General features: G+C 67.6%; 18 protein-coding genes. 9 read left to right on the top strand and 9 right to left on the bottom strand.

Going from position 1 to position 16,339, the window contains the following annotated elements; genetic code table 11:
• Position 1: 1 nt before the first annotated feature.
• The 3 genes from FFS08_RS20305 to FFS08_RS20295 all read left to right on the top strand — a co-directional run bounded on the left by FFS08_RS20305 (position 2) and on the right by FFS08_RS20295 (position 1,890).
• Positions 2 to 829 carry a cytochrome c1 gene (locus FFS08_RS20305; RefSeq protein WP_137864823.1) on the top strand — a complete coding sequence of 276 codons (828 nt, stop codon included), beginning with the start codon at positions 2 to 4 and terminating at the stop codon, positions 827 to 829.
• Between the two features lie 81 nt (positions 830 to 910).
• A complete protein-coding gene (locus tag FFS08_RS20300) occupies positions 911 to 1,447 on the top strand; it encodes an adenine phosphoribosyltransferase (RefSeq protein ID WP_137864822.1) in 537 nt (178 codons plus the stop codon).
• Positions 1,448 to 1,557: 110 nt separating this feature from the next.
• Entirely contained in the window at positions 1,558 to 1,890 is a 333-nt protein-coding gene (locus tag FFS08_RS20295) for a hypothetical protein (RefSeq protein ID WP_137864821.1), read from the top strand.
• A gap of 302 nt (positions 1,891 to 2,192) precedes the next feature.
• On the opposite strand, the gene FFS08_RS20290 is transcribed toward FFS08_RS20295, so the two are convergent.
• The 9 genes from FFS08_RS20290 to FFS08_RS20250 form a co-directional block, all read right to left on the bottom strand.
• Entirely contained in the window at positions 2,193 to 2,645 is a 453-nt protein-coding gene (locus FFS08_RS20290) for a MaoC family dehydratase (RefSeq protein WP_137864820.1), read from the bottom strand.
• Positions 2,646 to 2,767: 122 nt separating this feature from the next.
• The gene (gene queE, locus FFS08_RS20285) at positions 2,768 to 3,400 is read right to left on the bottom strand and encodes a 7-carboxy-7-deazaguanine synthase (protein WP_137864819.1); all 633 of its coding nucleotides are present in this window, start codon (positions 3,398 to 3,400) and stop codon (positions 2,768 to 2,770) included.
• A 12-nt stretch (positions 3,401 to 3,412) separates the two neighbouring features.
• Positions 3,413 to 4,096, bottom strand: coding sequence for a 7-cyano-7-deazaguanine synthase QueC (gene queC, locus FFS08_RS20280; RefSeq protein ID WP_137864818.1), 684 nt, complete (start codon positions 4,094 to 4,096; stop codon positions 3,413 to 3,415).
• Between the two features lie 183 nt (positions 4,097 to 4,279).
• Positions 4,280 to 4,687 carry a hypothetical protein gene (locus FFS08_RS20275; RefSeq protein ID WP_137864817.1) on the bottom strand — a complete coding sequence of 136 codons (408 nt, stop codon included), beginning with the start codon at positions 4,685 to 4,687 and terminating at the stop codon, positions 4,280 to 4,282.
• Positions 4,688 to 4,758: 71 nt separating this feature from the next.
• Complete coding sequence (locus FFS08_RS20270; RefSeq protein WP_137864816.1) at positions 4,759 to 5,685, bottom strand: Hsp33 family molecular chaperone HslO; 927 nt, start codon at positions 5,683 to 5,685, stop codon at positions 4,759 to 4,761.
• Between the two features lie 99 nt (positions 5,686 to 5,784).
• On the bottom strand, positions 5,785 to 6,207 hold the full coding sequence (locus FFS08_RS20265) for a hypothetical protein (RefSeq protein ID WP_137864815.1): 423 nt from the start codon (positions 6,205 to 6,207) through the stop codon (positions 5,785 to 5,787).
• Positions 6,208 to 6,217: 10 nt separating this feature from the next.
• Positions 6,218 to 7,135, bottom strand: coding sequence for an ornithine carbamoyltransferase (gene argF, locus FFS08_RS20260; RefSeq protein WP_137864814.1), 918 nt, complete (start codon positions 7,133 to 7,135; stop codon positions 6,218 to 6,220).
• Positions 7,136 to 7,306: 171 nt separating this feature from the next.
• Complete coding sequence (locus FFS08_RS20255) at positions 7,307 to 8,503, bottom strand: aspartate aminotransferase family protein (protein WP_137864813.1); 1,197 nt, start codon at positions 8,501 to 8,503, stop codon at positions 7,307 to 7,309.
• A gap of 279 nt (positions 8,504 to 8,782) precedes the next feature.
• A complete protein-coding gene (locus tag FFS08_RS20250) occupies positions 8,783 to 9,622 on the bottom strand; it encodes an ABC transporter permease (RefSeq protein WP_137864812.1) in 840 nt (279 codons plus the stop codon).
• 55 nt (positions 9,623 to 9,677) lie between these two features.
• Here FFS08_RS20250 and FFS08_RS20245 point away from each other — a divergent pair, with 55 nt between their 5' ends.
• From FFS08_RS20245 to FFS08_RS20220, 6 genes are all read left to right on the top strand, one after another.
• Positions 9,678 to 10,331: a GcrA family cell cycle regulator gene (locus FFS08_RS20245; RefSeq protein WP_137864811.1), complete on the top strand. Its 654-nt coding sequence runs from the start codon at positions 9,678 to 9,680 to the stop codon at positions 10,329 to 10,331.
• Positions 10,332 to 10,337: 6 nt separating this feature from the next.
• The gene (locus FFS08_RS20240) at positions 10,338 to 10,916 is read left to right on the top strand and encodes a demethoxyubiquinone hydroxylase family protein (protein WP_137864810.1); all 579 of its coding nucleotides are present in this window, start codon (positions 10,338 to 10,340) and stop codon (positions 10,914 to 10,916) included.
• A 57-nt stretch (positions 10,917 to 10,973) separates the two neighbouring features.
• Positions 10,974 to 11,288: a hypothetical protein gene (locus tag FFS08_RS20235; RefSeq protein WP_137864809.1), complete on the top strand. Its 315-nt coding sequence runs from the start codon at positions 10,974 to 10,976 to the stop codon at positions 11,286 to 11,288.
• Positions 11,285 to 12,808, top strand: a complete 1,524-nt coding sequence (locus FFS08_RS20230; RefSeq protein WP_137864808.1) for a methyl-accepting chemotaxis protein — start codon at positions 11,285 to 11,287, stop codon at positions 12,806 to 12,808. Before FFS08_RS20235 ends, FFS08_RS20230 begins: the two co-directional genes overlap by 4 nt.
• A 59-nt stretch (positions 12,809 to 12,867) precedes the next feature.
• Positions 12,868 to 14,901 (top strand): DNA topoisomerase IV subunit B, encoded by a 2,034-nt coding sequence (gene parE / locus FFS08_RS20225; protein WP_502702061.1) that lies wholly within the window; start codon positions 12,868 to 12,870, stop codon positions 14,899 to 14,901.
• Between the two features lie 104 nt (positions 14,902 to 15,005).
• A complete protein-coding gene (locus FFS08_RS20220; protein WP_137864806.1) occupies positions 15,006 to 16,310 on the top strand; it encodes a serine hydrolase in 1,305 nt (434 codons plus the stop codon).
• The last annotated feature ends 29 nt before the right edge of the window (positions 16,311 to 16,339 follow it).

Raw genomic sequence — 16,339 nt, 5'->3', positions numbered from 1 at the left:
AATGACTTCGCTGTTCATCAAATCGATCAAGTTCCTGGTCGGCGGTGCCTTCATCCTCGTGCTGCTGATCGCCCTGTTCGGGTCGATCACGGCCGAGCGCCCGGCGGAGACCGCCGAGCATGTGATGCACAAGCATCCGGAGGCGCTGAAGCTCGCTTCGGACGGCCCGCTCGGCAAGTTCGACCGGCGCCAGCTGCAGCGCGGCTTCCTCGTCTACAAGGAAGTCTGCGCGACCTGCCACTCGCTCAACCTGGTCTCGTTCCGCAATCTGAAGGACCTCGGCTACACCGATGCCGAAGTGAAGAAGATCGCGAAGGACTGGGGCACCAAGCAGCCGGTGTTCGACGAGAAGGGCGGCACCTGGGGCGAGCGCGACAACGTGCCGTCGGATCGCTTCCCCAAGGTCTATTATGCCGGCACCGGCACGCCGCCGGACCTGAGCCTGATCACCAAGGCGCGGCATGACGGCGCGGCCTATGTCCACTCGCTGCTGACCGGCTACAACCAGAAGCCGTCGCCCGAGGCGCTGAAGCACTTCCCGGAGTTCGCCAAGACGCCCGACGGCATGCACTTCAACCCCTATTTCGCGAACCTCAACATCGCGATGCCGCCGCCGCTGACCACGGACGGCCAGGTCAATTATTCGGACGGCACCCGCGCGACGGTTCCGCAGATGGCGGAAGACGTGGCGGCGTTCCTGGTCTGGACGGCGGAACCCACGCTCGAGACGCGCCACGCGGCCGGCCTCGCCGTGCTGGGCTTCCTGATCTTCGCGGCGTTCCTGACCTATGGCGCCTATCGCTCGGTATGGGCAGGCGTTAAGCACTGACCCGCCGCGGCGGCAGTACCGACCATATCGAATCCCGCCCCGGCAACCGCCTGGGCGGGATTCCTGTTTTTGAGGGCTTCGATGGCTGAGAATGACGACATCCGGCAGCGCATCCGGACGATTCCCGACTTCCCCAAGCCGGGCATCATGTTCCGCGACATCACCACGCTGCTGCTCGATGCCGAGGGGCTGCGGCTCACCGTCGAGCGGATGGCGGCGGCGGTGGACGGGCCCGTCGATCTCGTCGCCGGGATCGAGGCGCGCGGCTTCCTGTTCGGCGCGGCGCTGGCGGTGAAGCTCGGCGCGGGCATGCTGCTGGTCCGCAAGGACGGCAAGCTGCCGGGCGCGACGATTGCCGAGGATTATGCGCTCGAATATGGCACCGACCGGATCGCCATCCATGCCGACGCGCTGGCGCCGGGCGCCCGGGTACTGCTGGTCGACGACCTGATCGCCACGGGCGGCACCGCCCGCGCCGCGGTGCGGCTGCTGCGCAAGGCGGGCGCGCACGTCACCCAGGCCTCTTTCGTGGTCGACCTGCCCGAGCTGGGCGGTGCGGATGCGCTGCGCGGCGACGGGATCGGGGTGCATGCGCTGGTGGCGTTCGACGGGCATTGAAGAGGTGATGACGGGCGCGGAACCATCCGTCCCGTAGGTCATTTAGCTCGATACGGGGGCGCGCACCTGCGATCCCGCCTCGGTCCGCGTCCCCCGCCAGGAGACCGGACATGCGCTTAGTCCTCAAATCCATGGTTTTCGCCGCCGGCATCGCCGGTGCGGCCGCGCTCGGCGGCTGCGTCGATGACGGTTACGGCTATGGCGGCCGCGTCGCGGTCGGCTATAATGCCGCCTGGGGCGATCCCTATTGGGGCTGGTACGGCGACTATTATTATCCCGGCACCGGCTATTACGTCTATGATCGCGCCCGGGTCCGCCATCCCTGGAACGACGTGCAGCGCGGCTATTGGGAGAATCGCCGCACCAACTGGCGCGGCGATTCGCACTGGCGGAACAACTGGCATGATTTCCGCGGGCCCCGCGGCGGCAACCGCCGCCGCTGACCGGCGGCCTAGCTGGCTGCCCTGGGGTCAAGACTCGTTCAGCAACCCTTGTCATCCCCGCGCAGGCGGGGATCCAGGGTAGTGCGGGATATCGATGCCATCCCGCGAACGCTCTCCGGAGCGGACTGGGCCTGCCGCACGCACCCCATCCTTGGCCCTGGATCCCCGCCTGCGCGGGGATGACGAACGAAATCAAGGCCTTGATCAGGTTCTAACCCTGGGTTGACTCGTCCAGCGACCCCGTCATCCCCGCCTGCGCGGGGATGACGTAGTAAAATCAGATCCTTGTTCGAGTTCTCAGCCTAGCCGGCCGCCGGGCGCCGCCGCATCAGCGCCAGCGCGACGAAGCGCAGCACCGGCTCGTCATGCTGGTTGTAGGTGGTCGTCTGCGTCCGCATGCTGCCCATGTCGGGCCGGCTGCGCGAGGGGTTCACTTCGAGGATCTCGCTCTCGCAGCGCAGCACGTCGCCCGGATGGACGGGCTTGAGCCAGCGCAGCTCGTCCACCCCTGCGGCGCCCAGGCTGGCCTGCGGGTGCACCGCCATCTCGGCGACGAACATCGACATGGTCATGGCGCAGGTGTGCCAGCCGCTCGCCGCGAGCCGGCCGAAATGCGTCTCGGCAGCGGCTTCGTCGGAGAGGTGGAAGGGTTGCGGGTCATATTTGCGCGCAAAGTCGAGCACTTCCTCGCGCGTGACCTCGTAACGGCCGAAGCTCCGCTTCGCGCCAACTTGTATGTCATCCAGATAGAGCATGGGATCAGTTTCGGATGAAAACTCATCCATGGCAAGTCTTCTCTACGCGACATTCCCGCCTTCTCTACTCGTCATCCCCGCTTTCGCGGGGATGACGATTGAAGGAATATGAGTCCCCCAACCTAGCGCAATCCCAGCATCTTGTGCGTCTGCAGGGTCAGACGCCATCGGGGCCGCGCCATCGCGAAGGCGATCGCGGCCCGCATATTGTCCGCCGCTTCGGCACTGTCCATCGGCTGGACGAGGAAGTTGGCGAAGTCCCAGCGCTCGAGCGCGTCGACATCGGTGCCGGGCTGCGGCCAGACCAGCTTGAGTTCGTCGCCGGCACGCTGGACGATTTCGCTCCCCGCCTTGGGGCTGACGCACACCCAGTCAATCCCCGGATGCACGGGCAAGGTGCCGTTGCTTTCGATCGCAATGCGGAAACCGCGGGCATGGAGCGCGTCGACCAATGCATCGTCGACCTGCAACATCGGCTCGCCGCCGGTGAGCACCACGAACCGCGCCTCGCTCCCCTCGCCCCAATGGCCGAGCACGGCATCGGCCAGCGCACCGGCGGTCGCAAACTTGCCGCCGCCCAGTCCGTCGGTGCCGACGAAATCGGTGTCGCAGAACCGGCAGACCGCGTTTGCCCGGTCAGCCTCGCGGCCGGTCCACAGATTGCACCCGGCGAAGCGCACGAACACCGCCCGGGCGCCGGCATTCACGCCCTCGCCCTGGAGCGTGAGGAACATCTCCTTGACGCTGTAGGTCATGATACGAAAACCCTAGGGGCGCGTCGCATATTGTGTCGGATCGGGAACGCCGGCTTCCTCGAATCCCTTCGCGCGCAACCGGCAGCTGTCGCACAGCCCGCAATGCAGCCCGCCGGGTGCCGGATCGTAGCACGACCAGCTCAGGCCCATGTCCAGCCCCAGCCGCGCGCCCTCGCGCACGATGTCGGCCTTGGTCATGTGCTGGAGCGGCGCGCGGATGCGGAAGGGCGCGCCCTCCACCCCGGCCTTGGTCGCCAGCTCGGCGAGCTTCTCGAAGCCGTCGATGAATTCGGGGCGGCAATCGGGATAGCCCGAATAGTCGAGCGCGTTGACGCCGATATAGATGTCGCGCGCGCCCGAAGCCTCGGCCCAGCCGAGCGCGAGGCTGAGGAAGATGGTGTTGCGCGCCGGCACATAGGTGACGGGAATGTCGTCCCCCACGCCCTGCTTGGGCACGTCGATATCGGCGGTGAGCGCCGACCCGCCGAACGCCCGCAGGTCCATCGGCATCACGATATGGCGCTCGGCACCCAGCGTCGCTGCGATGCGGCGAGCGGCGGCAAGCTCGATCTGATGGCGCTGGTTATAGTCGAACGAAAGGGCCATCAGCCGATACCCCGCCTCGCGCGCGAGCGCGGCCGAAATCATCGAATCGAGTCCGCCGGAAACCAGTATGATTGCAACGCTGTCTGTCATCGGCGCGACCTACTCCGGATTTCGCCGCGAGGCAAAAATCGCGCGGTGCGCATGGCCCGACGCAAAATGGGCCGCCCGTGAGCGGCCCAGTTTCTTGGGAAAACCCATGCCAGAGAGGAAAGTGCTCACTAAGAGCGAGTACCGGCATAGCCCGGCAGCGGTGAAATAAGGGTTAAATCCCGTTCAACCGCAGATGCCGGCCTTGCGCGCCTCATATTCCTGTTCGAAGGGCGAGCCGTCGAGCACGCCCTGGGTCTCGATCCGCACCAGCCGCGGCGTCTCCACCGTGATCGTGGTGCGGCCCTGGCCGTGCCCGGTGCAGGTATAGCGCACCGTCGCCGCGCGCTCGTCCTGGCTGACCACGAACTGCTCGCAGGACGCGGCGCCATGGGCGAGCTGGATGAAGCTGCTCGGCCCGGCGAAGCAGACCTTCCGCTCGCCGCCTCGCCGCTCCTTGAGCAGCCATTGGCCGCGCTCGATCTGAGAGAGCACTGCCTGAGCGGGGGAACGATGGGCCGCCGCCGGCCCATCGCCCACGATAAACAGCGATGCGCCGGCAAATGCCGCGCACACCAGACGCCTGAACAACATGCGCAACGTCCTCCCGTCGCGAGCCCGAAAGCCCACGCTCTTTGCCGCCGATATGGGGCGATTGCGCCGGATTACAACGGTGGCGGAACGAAATCCGCGAGCTTCACCGGGAATTTCTTCGAGCAAAAGGCGCAGTCGACGGCGATCACGCCGTCCTCGTCCGCCATCGCCGCCCGCTCCTCCTCCGGGAACTTGGCGAGCACCTCGGTTATGTATCCCGGATCGCAGCGGCAGCCGCGCGCGAGATCGGTGCCGCTGAGGACGCGCACCTCTTCCTCTTCGTTGAACAGGCGCCAGACGAGCGATTCGAGCGGGATCGCCGCATCGGCGAGTTCGTCCACGCCCATCGTCGAGCCCAGCGCCTCGACATGCTGCCACTCGGGATGGTCCAGCCGCACGTGCAGCCGCTCGCGCCCCGCCTCGCCCTCCGGCAGATGCTGGAGGAACAGGCCGCCGCCGATCCACTTGCCGCTATCCTTGTCGCGCCGCGCGCCCAGGCGCACCAGGCTGGGGATCTGCTCGGACTGGAGGAAATAGCTTTGCGCCGCCTCGGCCAGCGAGGCGCCGTCGAGCGGCACGATCCCCTGGTAGCGCTCCTTGGTGGTCGCCTGGTCGAAGGTGATCGCCAGATGGCCCTTGTGGAACAGCGCGAACAGCGACGGCTGCTTGCCGAGCTGCGACAGGCGCAGGGCATCATACTGCACATAGCCGCGCAGTTCGCCATTCTTGTAGTCGCACACCAGCAGGCTGACGATGCCGCCCTGGGTCTGCGCCTGGAGGGTCATCTGCCCCTCTGCCTGCTTGAGCGTCGAGCCGAGCAGGGCGGTGAGAGTCAGCGCCTCGGCCAGCAGCCGCTCGATCTGCTCGGGATAGGCATGCGCCGACAGGATCTCATCGAGCACCGGCCCCAGCCGCGCGACGCGGCCACGAGTGTGGCGGCCGGGAATGGTGAAACCGATCACGCGATCGAGATCGGTGGGGGGAGCGGTGTTGGTCACGTCGAAATTCCTCGCTGCCCGGCCGAAGCCGGGTTGCCGCTTGTGGCACAGTTTGTCGGAAGTTGCCCGCTATGTAGGGCCTTGCGGGCCCGAGACAACTCAGGCCGCGCGAACGCGCCCGGCGAGCCGCGATGCGAACCAGAGCACCCATCCCGCGGCCAGCGCGGACAAGCCGGCCAGGAAGAGTGCCACGGCGATCCAACCCGCCACCGCGATGGCCGCAAGGACGCCGGTGAGGCTGCCGTCACTCGGAAGCACAAGCCCGACCCAGTCTTCGAAGCTTCCGAGCGCGATCGCTATGCCAACCCCGATTATCACCAGCCAGAGCGCCGAACCTGACAACCCTGCGCGGCGGATGCGCCCGAGATGGGCAACCATTGCCGAGTTCGCGGCGGCAACGAACAGCGCGGCCAGGCAGGTCAACCGATCGGCATAGTCGGCTTCACGAGGCACGAGCCAGAGCAACGAGAGCAGCACCGCGAGACCCAAGGCAACCGACGCTGCGATGCGAACCGACGGCAAGGCACGCCTCCTAGATCTGCCCGAAGCACCACCGTAGCACGGCCTTCTGCGCGTGGAGGCGATTTTCCGCCTCCTGCCAGATCAGCGACTGCGGCCCGTCGATCACGGCGTCGACCACTTCCTCGCCGCGATGCGCGGGCAGGCAGTGGAGGAACCTGGCGCCCGGCTTGGCGACGCCCATCAGCGCCTCGGTCACCTGGAAGGGCATCATCGCGGCGAGCTTGGTCTCGGCATGCGCCTGGCCCATCGAGATCCAGGTGTCGGTGACGACGATGTCGGCGCCTTCCACTGCTTCCTGCGGCGTGCCGACCACTTTCGCCCGGCCCTTGCCGCGCCCCACGTCCGCGTCGCTCGGCTGATAGCCCTGGGGGCAGGCCGCGACCACGTCGAAGCCCATCAGCCCGCCGGCCTCCATGATCGAGGCGAGGACGTTGTTGCCGTCGCCCAGCCAGGCGACCTTGAGCCCCGGCAGCGCGAAGCCGGCCTCGAGGATCGTCTCCAGGTCAGCCATGATCTGGCAGGGATGCGAGGCGTCGGTGAGGCCGTTGATCACCGGCACGCTGGCGTATTTCGCCATGTCGACCACCTTCTGGTGATCGTCGGTGCGGATCATGATCGCATCGACATAGCCCGAGAGGATGCGCGCGGTATCGGCGATGCTCTCGCCGCGGCCGAGCTGCATGCTGCCCGCATCCATCACGATCGAGGTGCCGCCGAGCTGGCGGATCGCCATGTCGAACGAGACTCGCGTCCGGGTGGAGTTCTTCTCGAACACCATCGCCAGCACATGGCCGGCGAGCGGGGTATCGGCATCCACCTTGCCCTTGGGCCAGCCGGCACGGGCCTGTTTCCGCGCGATGGCGTCGTCGAGCATCGCCTGGATGCCGGCGGTGCCGGCGTCGGACAGATCAAGGAAATGGCGGGTCATTCTTAAATCCTCCCCCAAAGCGCAGCGGCGGGGGAGGTGGCGCGCGAAGCGCGACGGAGGGGGCGGCGCGCAGCGCCGTCCTGCCCTCTCACCAAGGACGTCGCCTGCGGCGAGCCCCCTCCACCAGCTTCGCTGGTCCCCCTCCCCCTCCGGGGGAGGATCGAGAAAAAATCAATCGTCACTCGGGATCCCGAAGCTGCGCGCGCCTTCGCTCAGGCGCTCGATGCATTCGGCGATGTGATCCTCGTTGATCACCAGCGGCGGCAGCACGCGGAACACGTTCTCGCCCGCCGCGACGGTGAGCAGCCCGTGATTGTCGCGCAGGTGCGCCACGAAGTCGCGGCTCACCGCCGGCTCCTTCATCTTGATGCCGAGCATCAGCCCCTTGCCGCGAATCTCCTCGAACAGGTGATCATGGTTGGGGATCATCTGCTCAAAGGCCTGGCGGAGGCGCTCGCCCATCTTGGTGACGTGATCGAGAAAGCCCGGCTCGAGCATCACGTCGAGCACCGCCTGGCCCGCCGCCATCGCGAGCGGATTGCCGCCATAGGTGGAGCCGTGCGTGCCGATCACCATGCCCTTGGCCGCTTCCTCGGTCGCCAGGCAGGCGCCGAGCGGGAAGCCCGCGCCGATGCCCTTGGCCGCGGTCATGATGTCGGGCGTGATGCCGTAATGCTCATAGGCCCACATCTTGCCGGTGCGGCCGTAACCGCACTGGATCTCGTCGAGGATGAGCAGCAGGCCATGCGCGTCGCAGGCCTTGCGCAGGCCCTGGATGAACTCGGGCGTGCCCGCGGTCATGCCGCCCTCGCCCTGCACCGTCTCGACCAGGAAGCCCGCCGTCTCGTCGTCGATCTTCGCCAGCGCGCCTTCGAGGTCGTTGAACTTCACATAGTCGAAGCCCGGCAGCAGCGGCTCGAAGCCGTCGCGCATCTTGGGCTGGTCGGTCGCCGAGATCGCGCCGATGGAACGGCCGTGAAAGGCGTTCTTGAAGGTGATCAGCTTGTGGCGCTGCGGGTTGCCGTTGACATAGTGATAGCGGCGCGCGGTCTTGATGGCGCACTCGATCGCCTCGACGCCCGAATTGGTGAAGAACACCGTGTCGGCGAAGGAATTGTCGATGATCCGCTGGGCCAGCGCCTCGCCCTGGGGACTGCCATAGAGGTTCGACACGTGCATCAGCGTGGCGACCTGGTCCTGCAGCACCTTGGTCAGGTGCGGATGGCCGTGGCCGAGCGCGTTGACCGCGATGCCCGCGGCGAAGTCGAGATACTGCTCGCCGCGCTCGCCATAGAGATACACGCCCTCGCCTCGCACCGGCCGCACAGCGCACCGTGGATAGACGGGCATGAGCGGGGTGATGGTCATGGGAACGTACCTCCTTGTGAAAAGCTCGAAACGAGACTCCAGAAACGCAAAAGGGCGGCCTGTCGGGACCGCCCGAGGCGGGTGTTTACGAGTCTCTCGGCGGAGAGGCAATAATCGTTTCGGCGAGGGGCATGCATGCCCGCTATCGGCCCTTCTGCGTCATGCTGAACTTGTTTCAGCATCCAACCTGCCACTAGCGATACCGCTTGAGGCGCGTTGGACCCAGAAACAAGTTCAGGGTGACGGTTCGGATTGGATGAAGGCGTGTCGCAAAGAACTTCAGTTCTTGATCTTCCACCCGCGGCGCAGCAGCGCGTAGCAGACGAAGCCCAGCAGCACGTCGAGCCCCAGGATCACCAGGCTGCCGACCAGGATCGGCGAATCGGCGACACCGAGGAAGCCGTAGCGGAAGCCCGAGATGATGTAGAAGAACGGGTTGGCGTGGCTGATCGCCTGGAAGGCGGGGGCGAGCCGCTCGACCGAATAGAAGGTGCCCGAGAGCAGCGCCAGCGGGGCGACGACGAAGTTGGTCACCGCGGCGGCATGGTCGAACTTCTCCGCCCAGATCGACGTCAGCACGCCCATCAGCGCAAGGAACAGCGAGCCGAGAAAGCCGAACCAGAGCACTGCCCAGAGATGCTGCGGCCACACGTTCACGCCCCAGATCGCCATGGCCAGCCACACCGTGCCGCCCACGCAGAAGGCGCGCGTCACCGCGCCGCCGGCGAGCGCGGCGAGCATCTCGGTGGTCGAGAGCGGCGGCATGAGATAGTCGACGATCGTGCCCTGGATCTTGCCGACGAGCAGCGAGAAGCTGGCATTGGCGAAGGCGTTCTGCAGCATGCCCATCATGATCAGGCCCGGCGCGATGAATTCGGCGAAGTGAATCTCGCGGTGCTGGAGCGTCACCATCCGCCCGCCGCCGCCGAGCGCGACGGTGAAGATCACCAGAAACAGCAGCGTCGTGACGGCCGGCGCCCACACCGTCTGGAGCTGCACCTTGAAGAAACGGCGCACCTCCTTGATATAGAGGGTGCGCAAACCTCCCCAGTTGACGTTGCGGATCACCGGAACGCCGGGCTCGGGGAGCTGTTGACCGAATTCAGGCTGGCTGCTCATCGCGCGTTCGCGTAACCGCTGCGCGGGCCGCCTGCAAGGTGAAGGAAGAGAAGTTTTGAGCTGGACCGAAGAGCGGATCGATACGCTGAAGAAGATGTGGGACAGCGGCCTGACCGCGACCCAGATCGCCGAGGAACTGGGCGGGGTGAGTCGCAATGCCGTGATCGGCAAGGCGCACCGCCTGGGTCTGCCCGCGCGCCCCTCGCCGGTGAAGCCCAACGAGCCCAAGGCCGCGGCCGAGCCCAAGCCGGCTCCCGCGCCGCGCCCGGCGCCAGCCGCCACCGCCGCACCCGCCGAGTCGCCGGCCCCGCGCGCCGCGGCGCCCGTCGCCGCGCCATCGGCCCCGGCCGAGCCCAAGCCCGCCTCCGACGGGCCGGTGCTCCGCTCGGTCGGCCCGGGCGGCTTCGTCCGCCAGAATCCCGGCGAACAGGCGCCGCCGATCTCGCCGGCACCGCCGCGGCGGCTCGTTCCCGCCAAGCCGAGCGAAGCGATCGCGGGCAAGACCAGCCTGCTCGATCTCAACGACAAGATCTGCAAATGGCCGATCGGTCATCCGGGCGAGCCGGACTTCCATTTCTGCGGCGACAAGGTGAACCCCGGCTTCCCCTATTGCGTCGCGCATTGCGGCCATGCCTATCAGGCGCAGCTGCCCCGCCGCGATCGCCGCCCGCCGCCGCCGCTGCCCTTCGGCGGTCCGCGCGTCCGCTAATCGCCAATGCCGATCGCGGCACGCCTGGCGCCCGGCGAGACGCTGGGCGACCGCGTGCTGCGCGTCGATCATGCCGGCGAGCATGGCGCGGTATGCGTCTATCGGGCGCAGCTGCGATTCGCCCGCTGGACCGCGCCGGGCCTGCTCGCCGAGATCGAGGACTTCATCGCACACGAGATGCGGCACCGCGCGCTGTTCGCAACCGAACTGGCGCGCCGCGGCCAGGCGCGCTGCCTCAGCTATCCGCTCTGCGCAGTGCTCGGCACCTTGCTCGGCACCGTCACCGGCCTGCTCGGCCGACATGCGATCGCCGCCACCACCGTCGCGATCGAGCGCATCGTGCTGCGCCATATGGCGGAGCAGATCGAGGCGCTCGAAGCCGATGATCCGGTCGCCGTCGCCCTGTTGCGGGACATCGTCGAGGAAGAGCAAGAGCATCACGACCGCTCGGCGGCGCAACTGCGAGGCGGCGCCCTCCAGCACGTGCTCGATATTGGCGTGGGCGGCGCGACCGAGGCCGTGATCTGGATCGGCATGCGCCGCCGGCGTGCGACTGCCCGGCGCACACGGCCGGAGATATCGTAATCTGCGCAAATACTGTAGTTTACGTGTTTCTAACCTAATTGCCGCTAGACGCGCGGAATGAACCGTTTCGGAGCAATCCTCGCTCGCCACGCCCTGACTGCGCAGCTCGCGCTCGTCGGGCTGGCTCTGGCCTGCGCGGCCTTCTGGCCTCCCAGCCAGGGGCGGATGCTGCTGGTGCCGGTGCTGCCCGGCGCGGCCGATCACATGCTGGCCCATGCGGTCGGAGGCGGCGCACGGCTGCTCGGGGGCGGACCGTTTCCCGGAAGCTTCGTCGTCATCGGCGCACATCCCGCCATCGCCTCGGCGCTTCGGGGCCGGGCGATCCTCATCCTCGCGGCGCCGCCGGCCCTGTGCGGAAGCGTGGCCGCATGACCGAGATCAATCGCCTTCGCCGCCGCGGCGTGCGGACGCTGGTCATGGCCAGCTGGGCCACCGTTGCCGTGGTCTTCGTGCTGGGCCTGCTGCTCGGCAGCCAGCGCGAATGGATGACCTTCCTGCTCGGCGCGGCCGCGAACATCGCGCCGACGGTCGTCGCGCTACGCCGTCGCTACGATGCCGCGGCGCGAATGATCGTCGGCACGCTCGCCGCGATCCAGCCGGCGCTCGCCGTCTATGCGCTGACGGGCCATCCCTGGCAGATGGACTCGCACATGTATTTCTTCGTCGCGCTCTCGGGCCTGACGCTGCTCTACGACTGGCGGCCGATCGCGCTCGCCTGCACGCTGATCGCGGTCCATCACATCGTCCTCCAGCTCGCCCTGCCGGCCTGGGTGTTCGAGGGCGGCGGCAATTTCGGCCGCGTCGTCTTCCATGCCGTGGCGGTGCTGCTCGAATTCGCGGTGCTCGCCTATCTCACCACCCAGCTCGTCCGCCTGATCGAGGCGCAGGCCGATGCCCGCGCCCAGAGCGACCGCTTCGCCGCGGACGCGACGGCGCGGCGCGACGATGCGGAGGCCGCGCTCACCGCGATGCGCGCCGCCGAATCGCGCGAACGCACCGAGCGCGAGCTGCGCGAGACGAGCGAGCGCAGCGCCACCGCCGAGCGCCGCCGCGAGATGCTGGCGCTCGCCACCGCCTTCCAGGAATCGGTCGCCGAGACCGTGCGCGATGTGACGCGCGCCGCGAGCGACCTCGATCGCTCGGCCCAGGCGCTCAATTCGCTCGCCCATACGGCCAGCGTGGAGCTCGCCGCGACTGCACATCTCGCCAGCCAGGCCTCTGACACTGCGGGCGGGCTCGCCAGCGGCGTGCGCCAGCTCACCGCCTCGATCGTGGCGATCGCCACCAGCGTCGACCAGCAGGCCAATTTGAGCGGCGCGGCGCGCGGCGTCTCGCGCTCGGGCGAGAATGCGGTGCGCGCGCTGGCCGAGCGGGCCAGCACGATCACGCTCTTCGCCGAATCGATCCAGGACATCGCGGCGCGGACCAATCTGCTCGCACTCAACGCCACCATCGAAGCTGCCCGCGCCGGCGACATCGGCCGCGGCTTCGCAGTGGTCGCGCACGAAGTGAAGGCGCTGGCCAACCAGACCGGCTCGGCGACCGAGGAGATCCGTACCCTCGCCGGCACCGTCCAGGGCGGCGCCACCCTGGCACATGGCGCGCTCGACGAGATCGCCGCCACCGTCGCCGAAGTCGCCGCGGCCGCCGAGGCGATCCGCAGCGAAGTCGACGGCCAGCGCCAGGCCGCGGGCATGATCGAGGCGACCGCGCACGACACCGCCGAGGGCGCCACGCGCATGGCGGAGCGGATCGGCGCCGTCGCCACCGTGGCGAGCGACACCGAAACGCTGTCCGACCGCGTCTCCAGCGCCGCGACGGGGCTTTCCGAGGCGGCGGTCGCGCTGGAAGCGGCGACCGACAAATTCATCGCCCAGCTCAAGGCGGCCTAGGGAACGGGCTTTCGACGCGCTCTTCGTCACCCCGGGCCGGTGCCGGGATGGCTGTCGGGATGTTCTCCCATCCCTTGCGCCCGTCACCCCGCACCCCCTATACGTTCTCGATGGCCGCTGAAGACCTGTTTGCCGCGCCGGGCGTGCCCTCCGGCACCTATGACGCCTCCTCGATCGAAGTCCTCGAAGGGCTGGAGCCGGTCCGGCGCCGCCCGGGCATGTATATCGGCGGCACCGACGAGCGCGCGCTGCACCACCTCGCTGCCGAGATCCTCGACAATGCGATGGACGAGGCGGTGGCCGGCCATGCCAGCCGCATCGAAGTCACGCTGGAGGCCGGCAACCGGCTGACCATCGTCGACAATGGCCGCGGCATGCCGATCGATCCGCACCCGAAATTCCCCGACAAGTCGGCGCTCGAGGTGATCCTCACCATGCTGCACTCGGGCGGCAAATTCTCGGGCAAGGCCTATGCGACGTCGGGCGGCCTGCACGGCGTCGGCATCAGCGTGGTCAACGCGCTGTCGATCGATACCACGATCGAAGTCGCCCGCGACAAGCAACTCTATCGCCAGCGCTTCAGCCAGGGCAAGACGCTCGGCCCGCTCGAGCATCTCGGCGGCACGCCCAATCGGCGCGGCACTTCGGTGAGCTTCGTTCCCGACGCCGAGATCTTCGGCGAGATGCTGTTCAAGCCGAACCGGCTCTACAAGCTGGTCCGCTCCAAGGCCTATCTGTTCGCCGGCGTCGAGATTCGCTGGAAGTGCGACGCCGAGCTGATTGCCGACGAAACGCCGCCCGAAGCGGTGTTCCAGTTCCCCGGCGGCCTGGCCGATCACCTGAAGGAGCAGATCGCCGCGCGCGAATGCGCCACCGCCGATTTCTTCGCCGGGCGCCAGGATTTCCCGGGCGAGAATAACGGCCGCGTCGAATGGGCGGTCGCCTGGCCGCTGTGGAGCGACGGCTCGTACAGCTGGTATTGCAACACCATCCCGACGCCCGATGGCGGCACGCACGAGGCCGGGCTCCGCGCCGCGCTCACCAAGGGCATCCGCGCGTTCGGCGAGCTGATCGGCCAGAAAAAGGCCAAGGACATCACTGCCGACGACGTGATGACCGGCTCGGAGCTGATGCTGAGCGTGTTCGTCCGCGATCCGCAATTCCAGTCGCAGACCAAGGACCGGCTCACTTCGCCCGAAGCCGCCGGCCTGGTCGAGAAGGCGGTGCGCGACCATTTCGACCATTTCCTCGCCGACAATATGGACCGCGGCAAGGCGCTGCTCGGCTATGTGCTCGAGCGGATGGACGACCGCCTGCGCCGCAAGCAGGAGCGCGAGGTCAAGCGCAAGACCGCGACCAGCGCGCGCAAGCTCCGCCTGCCCGGCAAGCTCACCGATTGCTCGGCCGACGATCCGGCGGGCACCGAACTGTTTATCGTCGAGGGCGATTCGGCCGGCGGCTCCGCCAAGCAGGCACGCGACCGCAAGACCCAGGCGATCCTCCCGATCCGCGGCAAGATCCTGAACGTCGCGTCGGCGACATCGGCGAAGATCCTGGCCAACCAGGAAATCGCCGACCTGATCCTCGCCATGGGCTGCGGCACCCGCAAGGACTGCGACCCCTCGAACCTGCGCTACGAGCGCATCATCATCATGACCGACGCGGACGTGGACGGCGCCCATATCGCCACGCTGCTGATGACTTTCTTCTTCCAGGAGATGCCCGACCTGGTCCGCCAGGGGCATCTCTATCTCGCCCAGCCGCCGCTCTATCGCCTGACGGTGGGCTCCAAATCGCTCTATGCCCGCGACGACGCGCACCGGCTCGAGATCGAGACGACGGCGTTCAAGGGCAAGAAGGTCGAGGTCAGCCGGTTCAAGGGCCTGGGCGAGATGAACCCGAACCAGCTCAAGGAAACCACCATGGACCCGGCGACCCGGGGCCTGCTGCGCATCACCCTGCCCCAGGAATATGAGGAGCGGGCGGGTGTGAAGGACCTGGTCGACCGGCTGATGGGCAACAATCCCGCCCACCGCTTCGCCTTCATCCAGGAGAATGCGGCGCGACTGGACGAGGAAGTGATCGACGCCTGATCGGGCGCGGCCCTTCCCGCGCCAGATGCCTCATCCGGCGATAAATGTTGATATCATAATTTATTGACGGTATCAGCTGTGCATCCACAGCCGATGAGGCACCGATGCGCCTGCTACCGTATCTCGCCGCTCTTCTGATCGCCGCCCCCGCCGCCGCGCAGACCCCGGCGCCTCCGGCCGCCCAGGCAGACCCCGCCTTCACCCTGCGCCTCGGCCAGCTGATCGCGATCCTGAACGGCGGCGGCGACTATGCGGGGTTCTTCACGCCGGCCTTCCAGGCGCAGGTGCCCGAGGCGAAGCTCAACGAAGTCACTGCGCAGCTGATCGCCGCCAGCGGCAAGCCGGTCGCCGTCCTGAGCGTCGCACAGGAGACGCCCTGGCGCGCGAACGTGCGGGTCCAGTATGAGAAGGCAGTGGCCAATGTCCTGATCGTCGTCGATCCGGCGGCGCCGCACCAGGTGGGCGGGCTGCTCGTCCGCGGCTTCGAAGTCGCGGAGAAGACGCTGCCCGAAATCGAGGGCGCCTTCGCCGCGCTGCGCGGCGACACCGGCTATGCGATCGCGAAGCTGGGCACGGGCAAGCCGCAGCTGCTCGGCGGCCGCAATGCCGACAAGCCCTATGCGATCGGATCGGCATTCAAGCTGGTGATCCTGGGCGAGCTGGTCCGCGCCACCAATGCGGGCGAGCGCAAATGGGACGATCTCGTCACGCTCGACGGCGGCATGCTGCCCGGCGGCGGCTATACGGCGAAGCCCAAGGGCACCCAGGTGTCGCTGCGCGAGCTCGCGACGCAGATGATCTCGGTCAGCGACAACAGCGCGACCGACATCCTGCTCCATCATCTCGGCCGCGCGAAGGTGGAGGCGATGATGCCGGTGCTCGGCATCGCCGATCCGGCGCGCAACCGCCCCTTCCTCGCCGCGCTGGACATGTTCCGGCTGAAGGGTGTCGCCGGGCTGGCCGACCGCTATCTCGCGCAGGACGAGGCCGGGCGGCGCCGGCTGCTCGATGGCGAAGTGGCGGGCATCGCGCCGATCCTGGTCGACACGACCAGCTTCACCACCAAGACTCCCAAGCTGATCGACACGCTCGAATGGTTCGAGAGCCCGAACGACCTGGTCCGGGTGATGGACTGGCTGCGCCGCAACACCGAGGGCCCGGCCGGCATCGAGGCGCGCAGGATTCTCTCGATCAACCCCGGTATCGGCCCCGATGCGCGCGGCAAGTGGCAATGGGTCGGCTATAAGGGCGGATCCGAACCGGGCGTGATGAACATGACGCTGCTGCTCCAGGCGCGGAACGGCGACTGGTACGTCGTCACCGGCAGCTGGAACGACGGGCAGAAGGAAGTCGACCAGGTGCGCTTCGCCTCGCTGATCGGCAAGGCGGCGGAACTGATCGCGCCCTAGCTGACGGCGCGTTGCGCGACGAATTTCCC

It is taken from the genome of Sphingomonas sp. 1F27F7B, assembly GCF_005503355.1.
In the GTDB taxonomy this organism is placed as follows: Bacteria; Pseudomonadota; Alphaproteobacteria; order Sphingomonadales; family Sphingomonadaceae; genus Sphingomonas.
Note: the sequence above shows the minus strand (reverse complement) of the source record. Positions and strands in the feature narration are given on the sequence as shown.

Coding starts and splice junctions, on each gene's coding strand:
- FFS08_RS20305 (WP_137864823.1), top strand. CDS start 2: ATGACTTCGCTGTTCATCAAATCGATCAAGTTCCTGGTCGGCGGTGCC.
- FFS08_RS20255 (WP_137864813.1), bottom strand. CDS start 8,503: ATGACCATCACCCCGCTCATGCCCGTCTATCCACGGTGCGCTGTGCGG.
- argF (WP_137864814.1), bottom strand. CDS start 7,135: ATGACCCGCCATTTCCTTGATCTGTCCGACGCCGGCACCGCCGGCATC.
- parE (WP_502702061.1), top strand. CDS start 12,868: ATGTTCTCCCATCCCTTGCGCCCGTCACCCCGCACCCCCTATACGTTC.
- FFS08_RS20235 (WP_137864809.1), top strand. CDS start 10,974: ATGAACCGTTTCGGAGCAATCCTCGCTCGCCACGCCCTGACTGCGCAG.
- FFS08_RS20295 (WP_137864821.1), top strand. CDS start 1,558: ATGCGCTTAGTCCTCAAATCCATGGTTTTCGCCGCCGGCATCGCCGGT.
- FFS08_RS20220 (WP_137864806.1), top strand. CDS start 15,006: ATGCGCCTGCTACCGTATCTCGCCGCTCTTCTGATCGCCGCCCCCGCC.
- FFS08_RS20250 (WP_137864812.1), bottom strand. CDS start 9,622: ATGAGCAGCCAGCCTGAATTCGGTCAACAGCTCCCCGAGCCCGGCGTT.
- FFS08_RS20300 (WP_137864822.1), top strand. CDS start 911: ATGGCTGAGAATGACGACATCCGGCAGCGCATCCGGACGATTCCCGAC.
- FFS08_RS20240 (WP_137864810.1), top strand. CDS start 10,338: ATGCCGATCGCGGCACGCCTGGCGCCCGGCGAGACGCTGGGCGACCGC.
- FFS08_RS20275 (WP_137864817.1), bottom strand. CDS start 4,687: ATGTTGTTCAGGCGTCTGGTGTGCGCGGCATTTGCCGGCGCATCGCTG.
- queC (WP_137864818.1), bottom strand. CDS start 4,096: ATGACAGACAGCGTTGCAATCATACTGGTTTCCGGCGGACTCGATTCG.
- queE (WP_137864819.1), bottom strand. CDS start 3,400: ATGACCTACAGCGTCAAGGAGATGTTCCTCACGCTCCAGGGCGAGGGC.
- FFS08_RS20230 (WP_137864808.1), top strand. CDS start 11,285: ATGACCGAGATCAATCGCCTTCGCCGCCGCGGCGTGCGGACGCTGGTC.
- FFS08_RS20290 (WP_137864820.1), bottom strand. CDS start 2,645: ATGCTCTATCTGGATGACATACAAGTTGGCGCGAAGCGGAGCTTCGGC.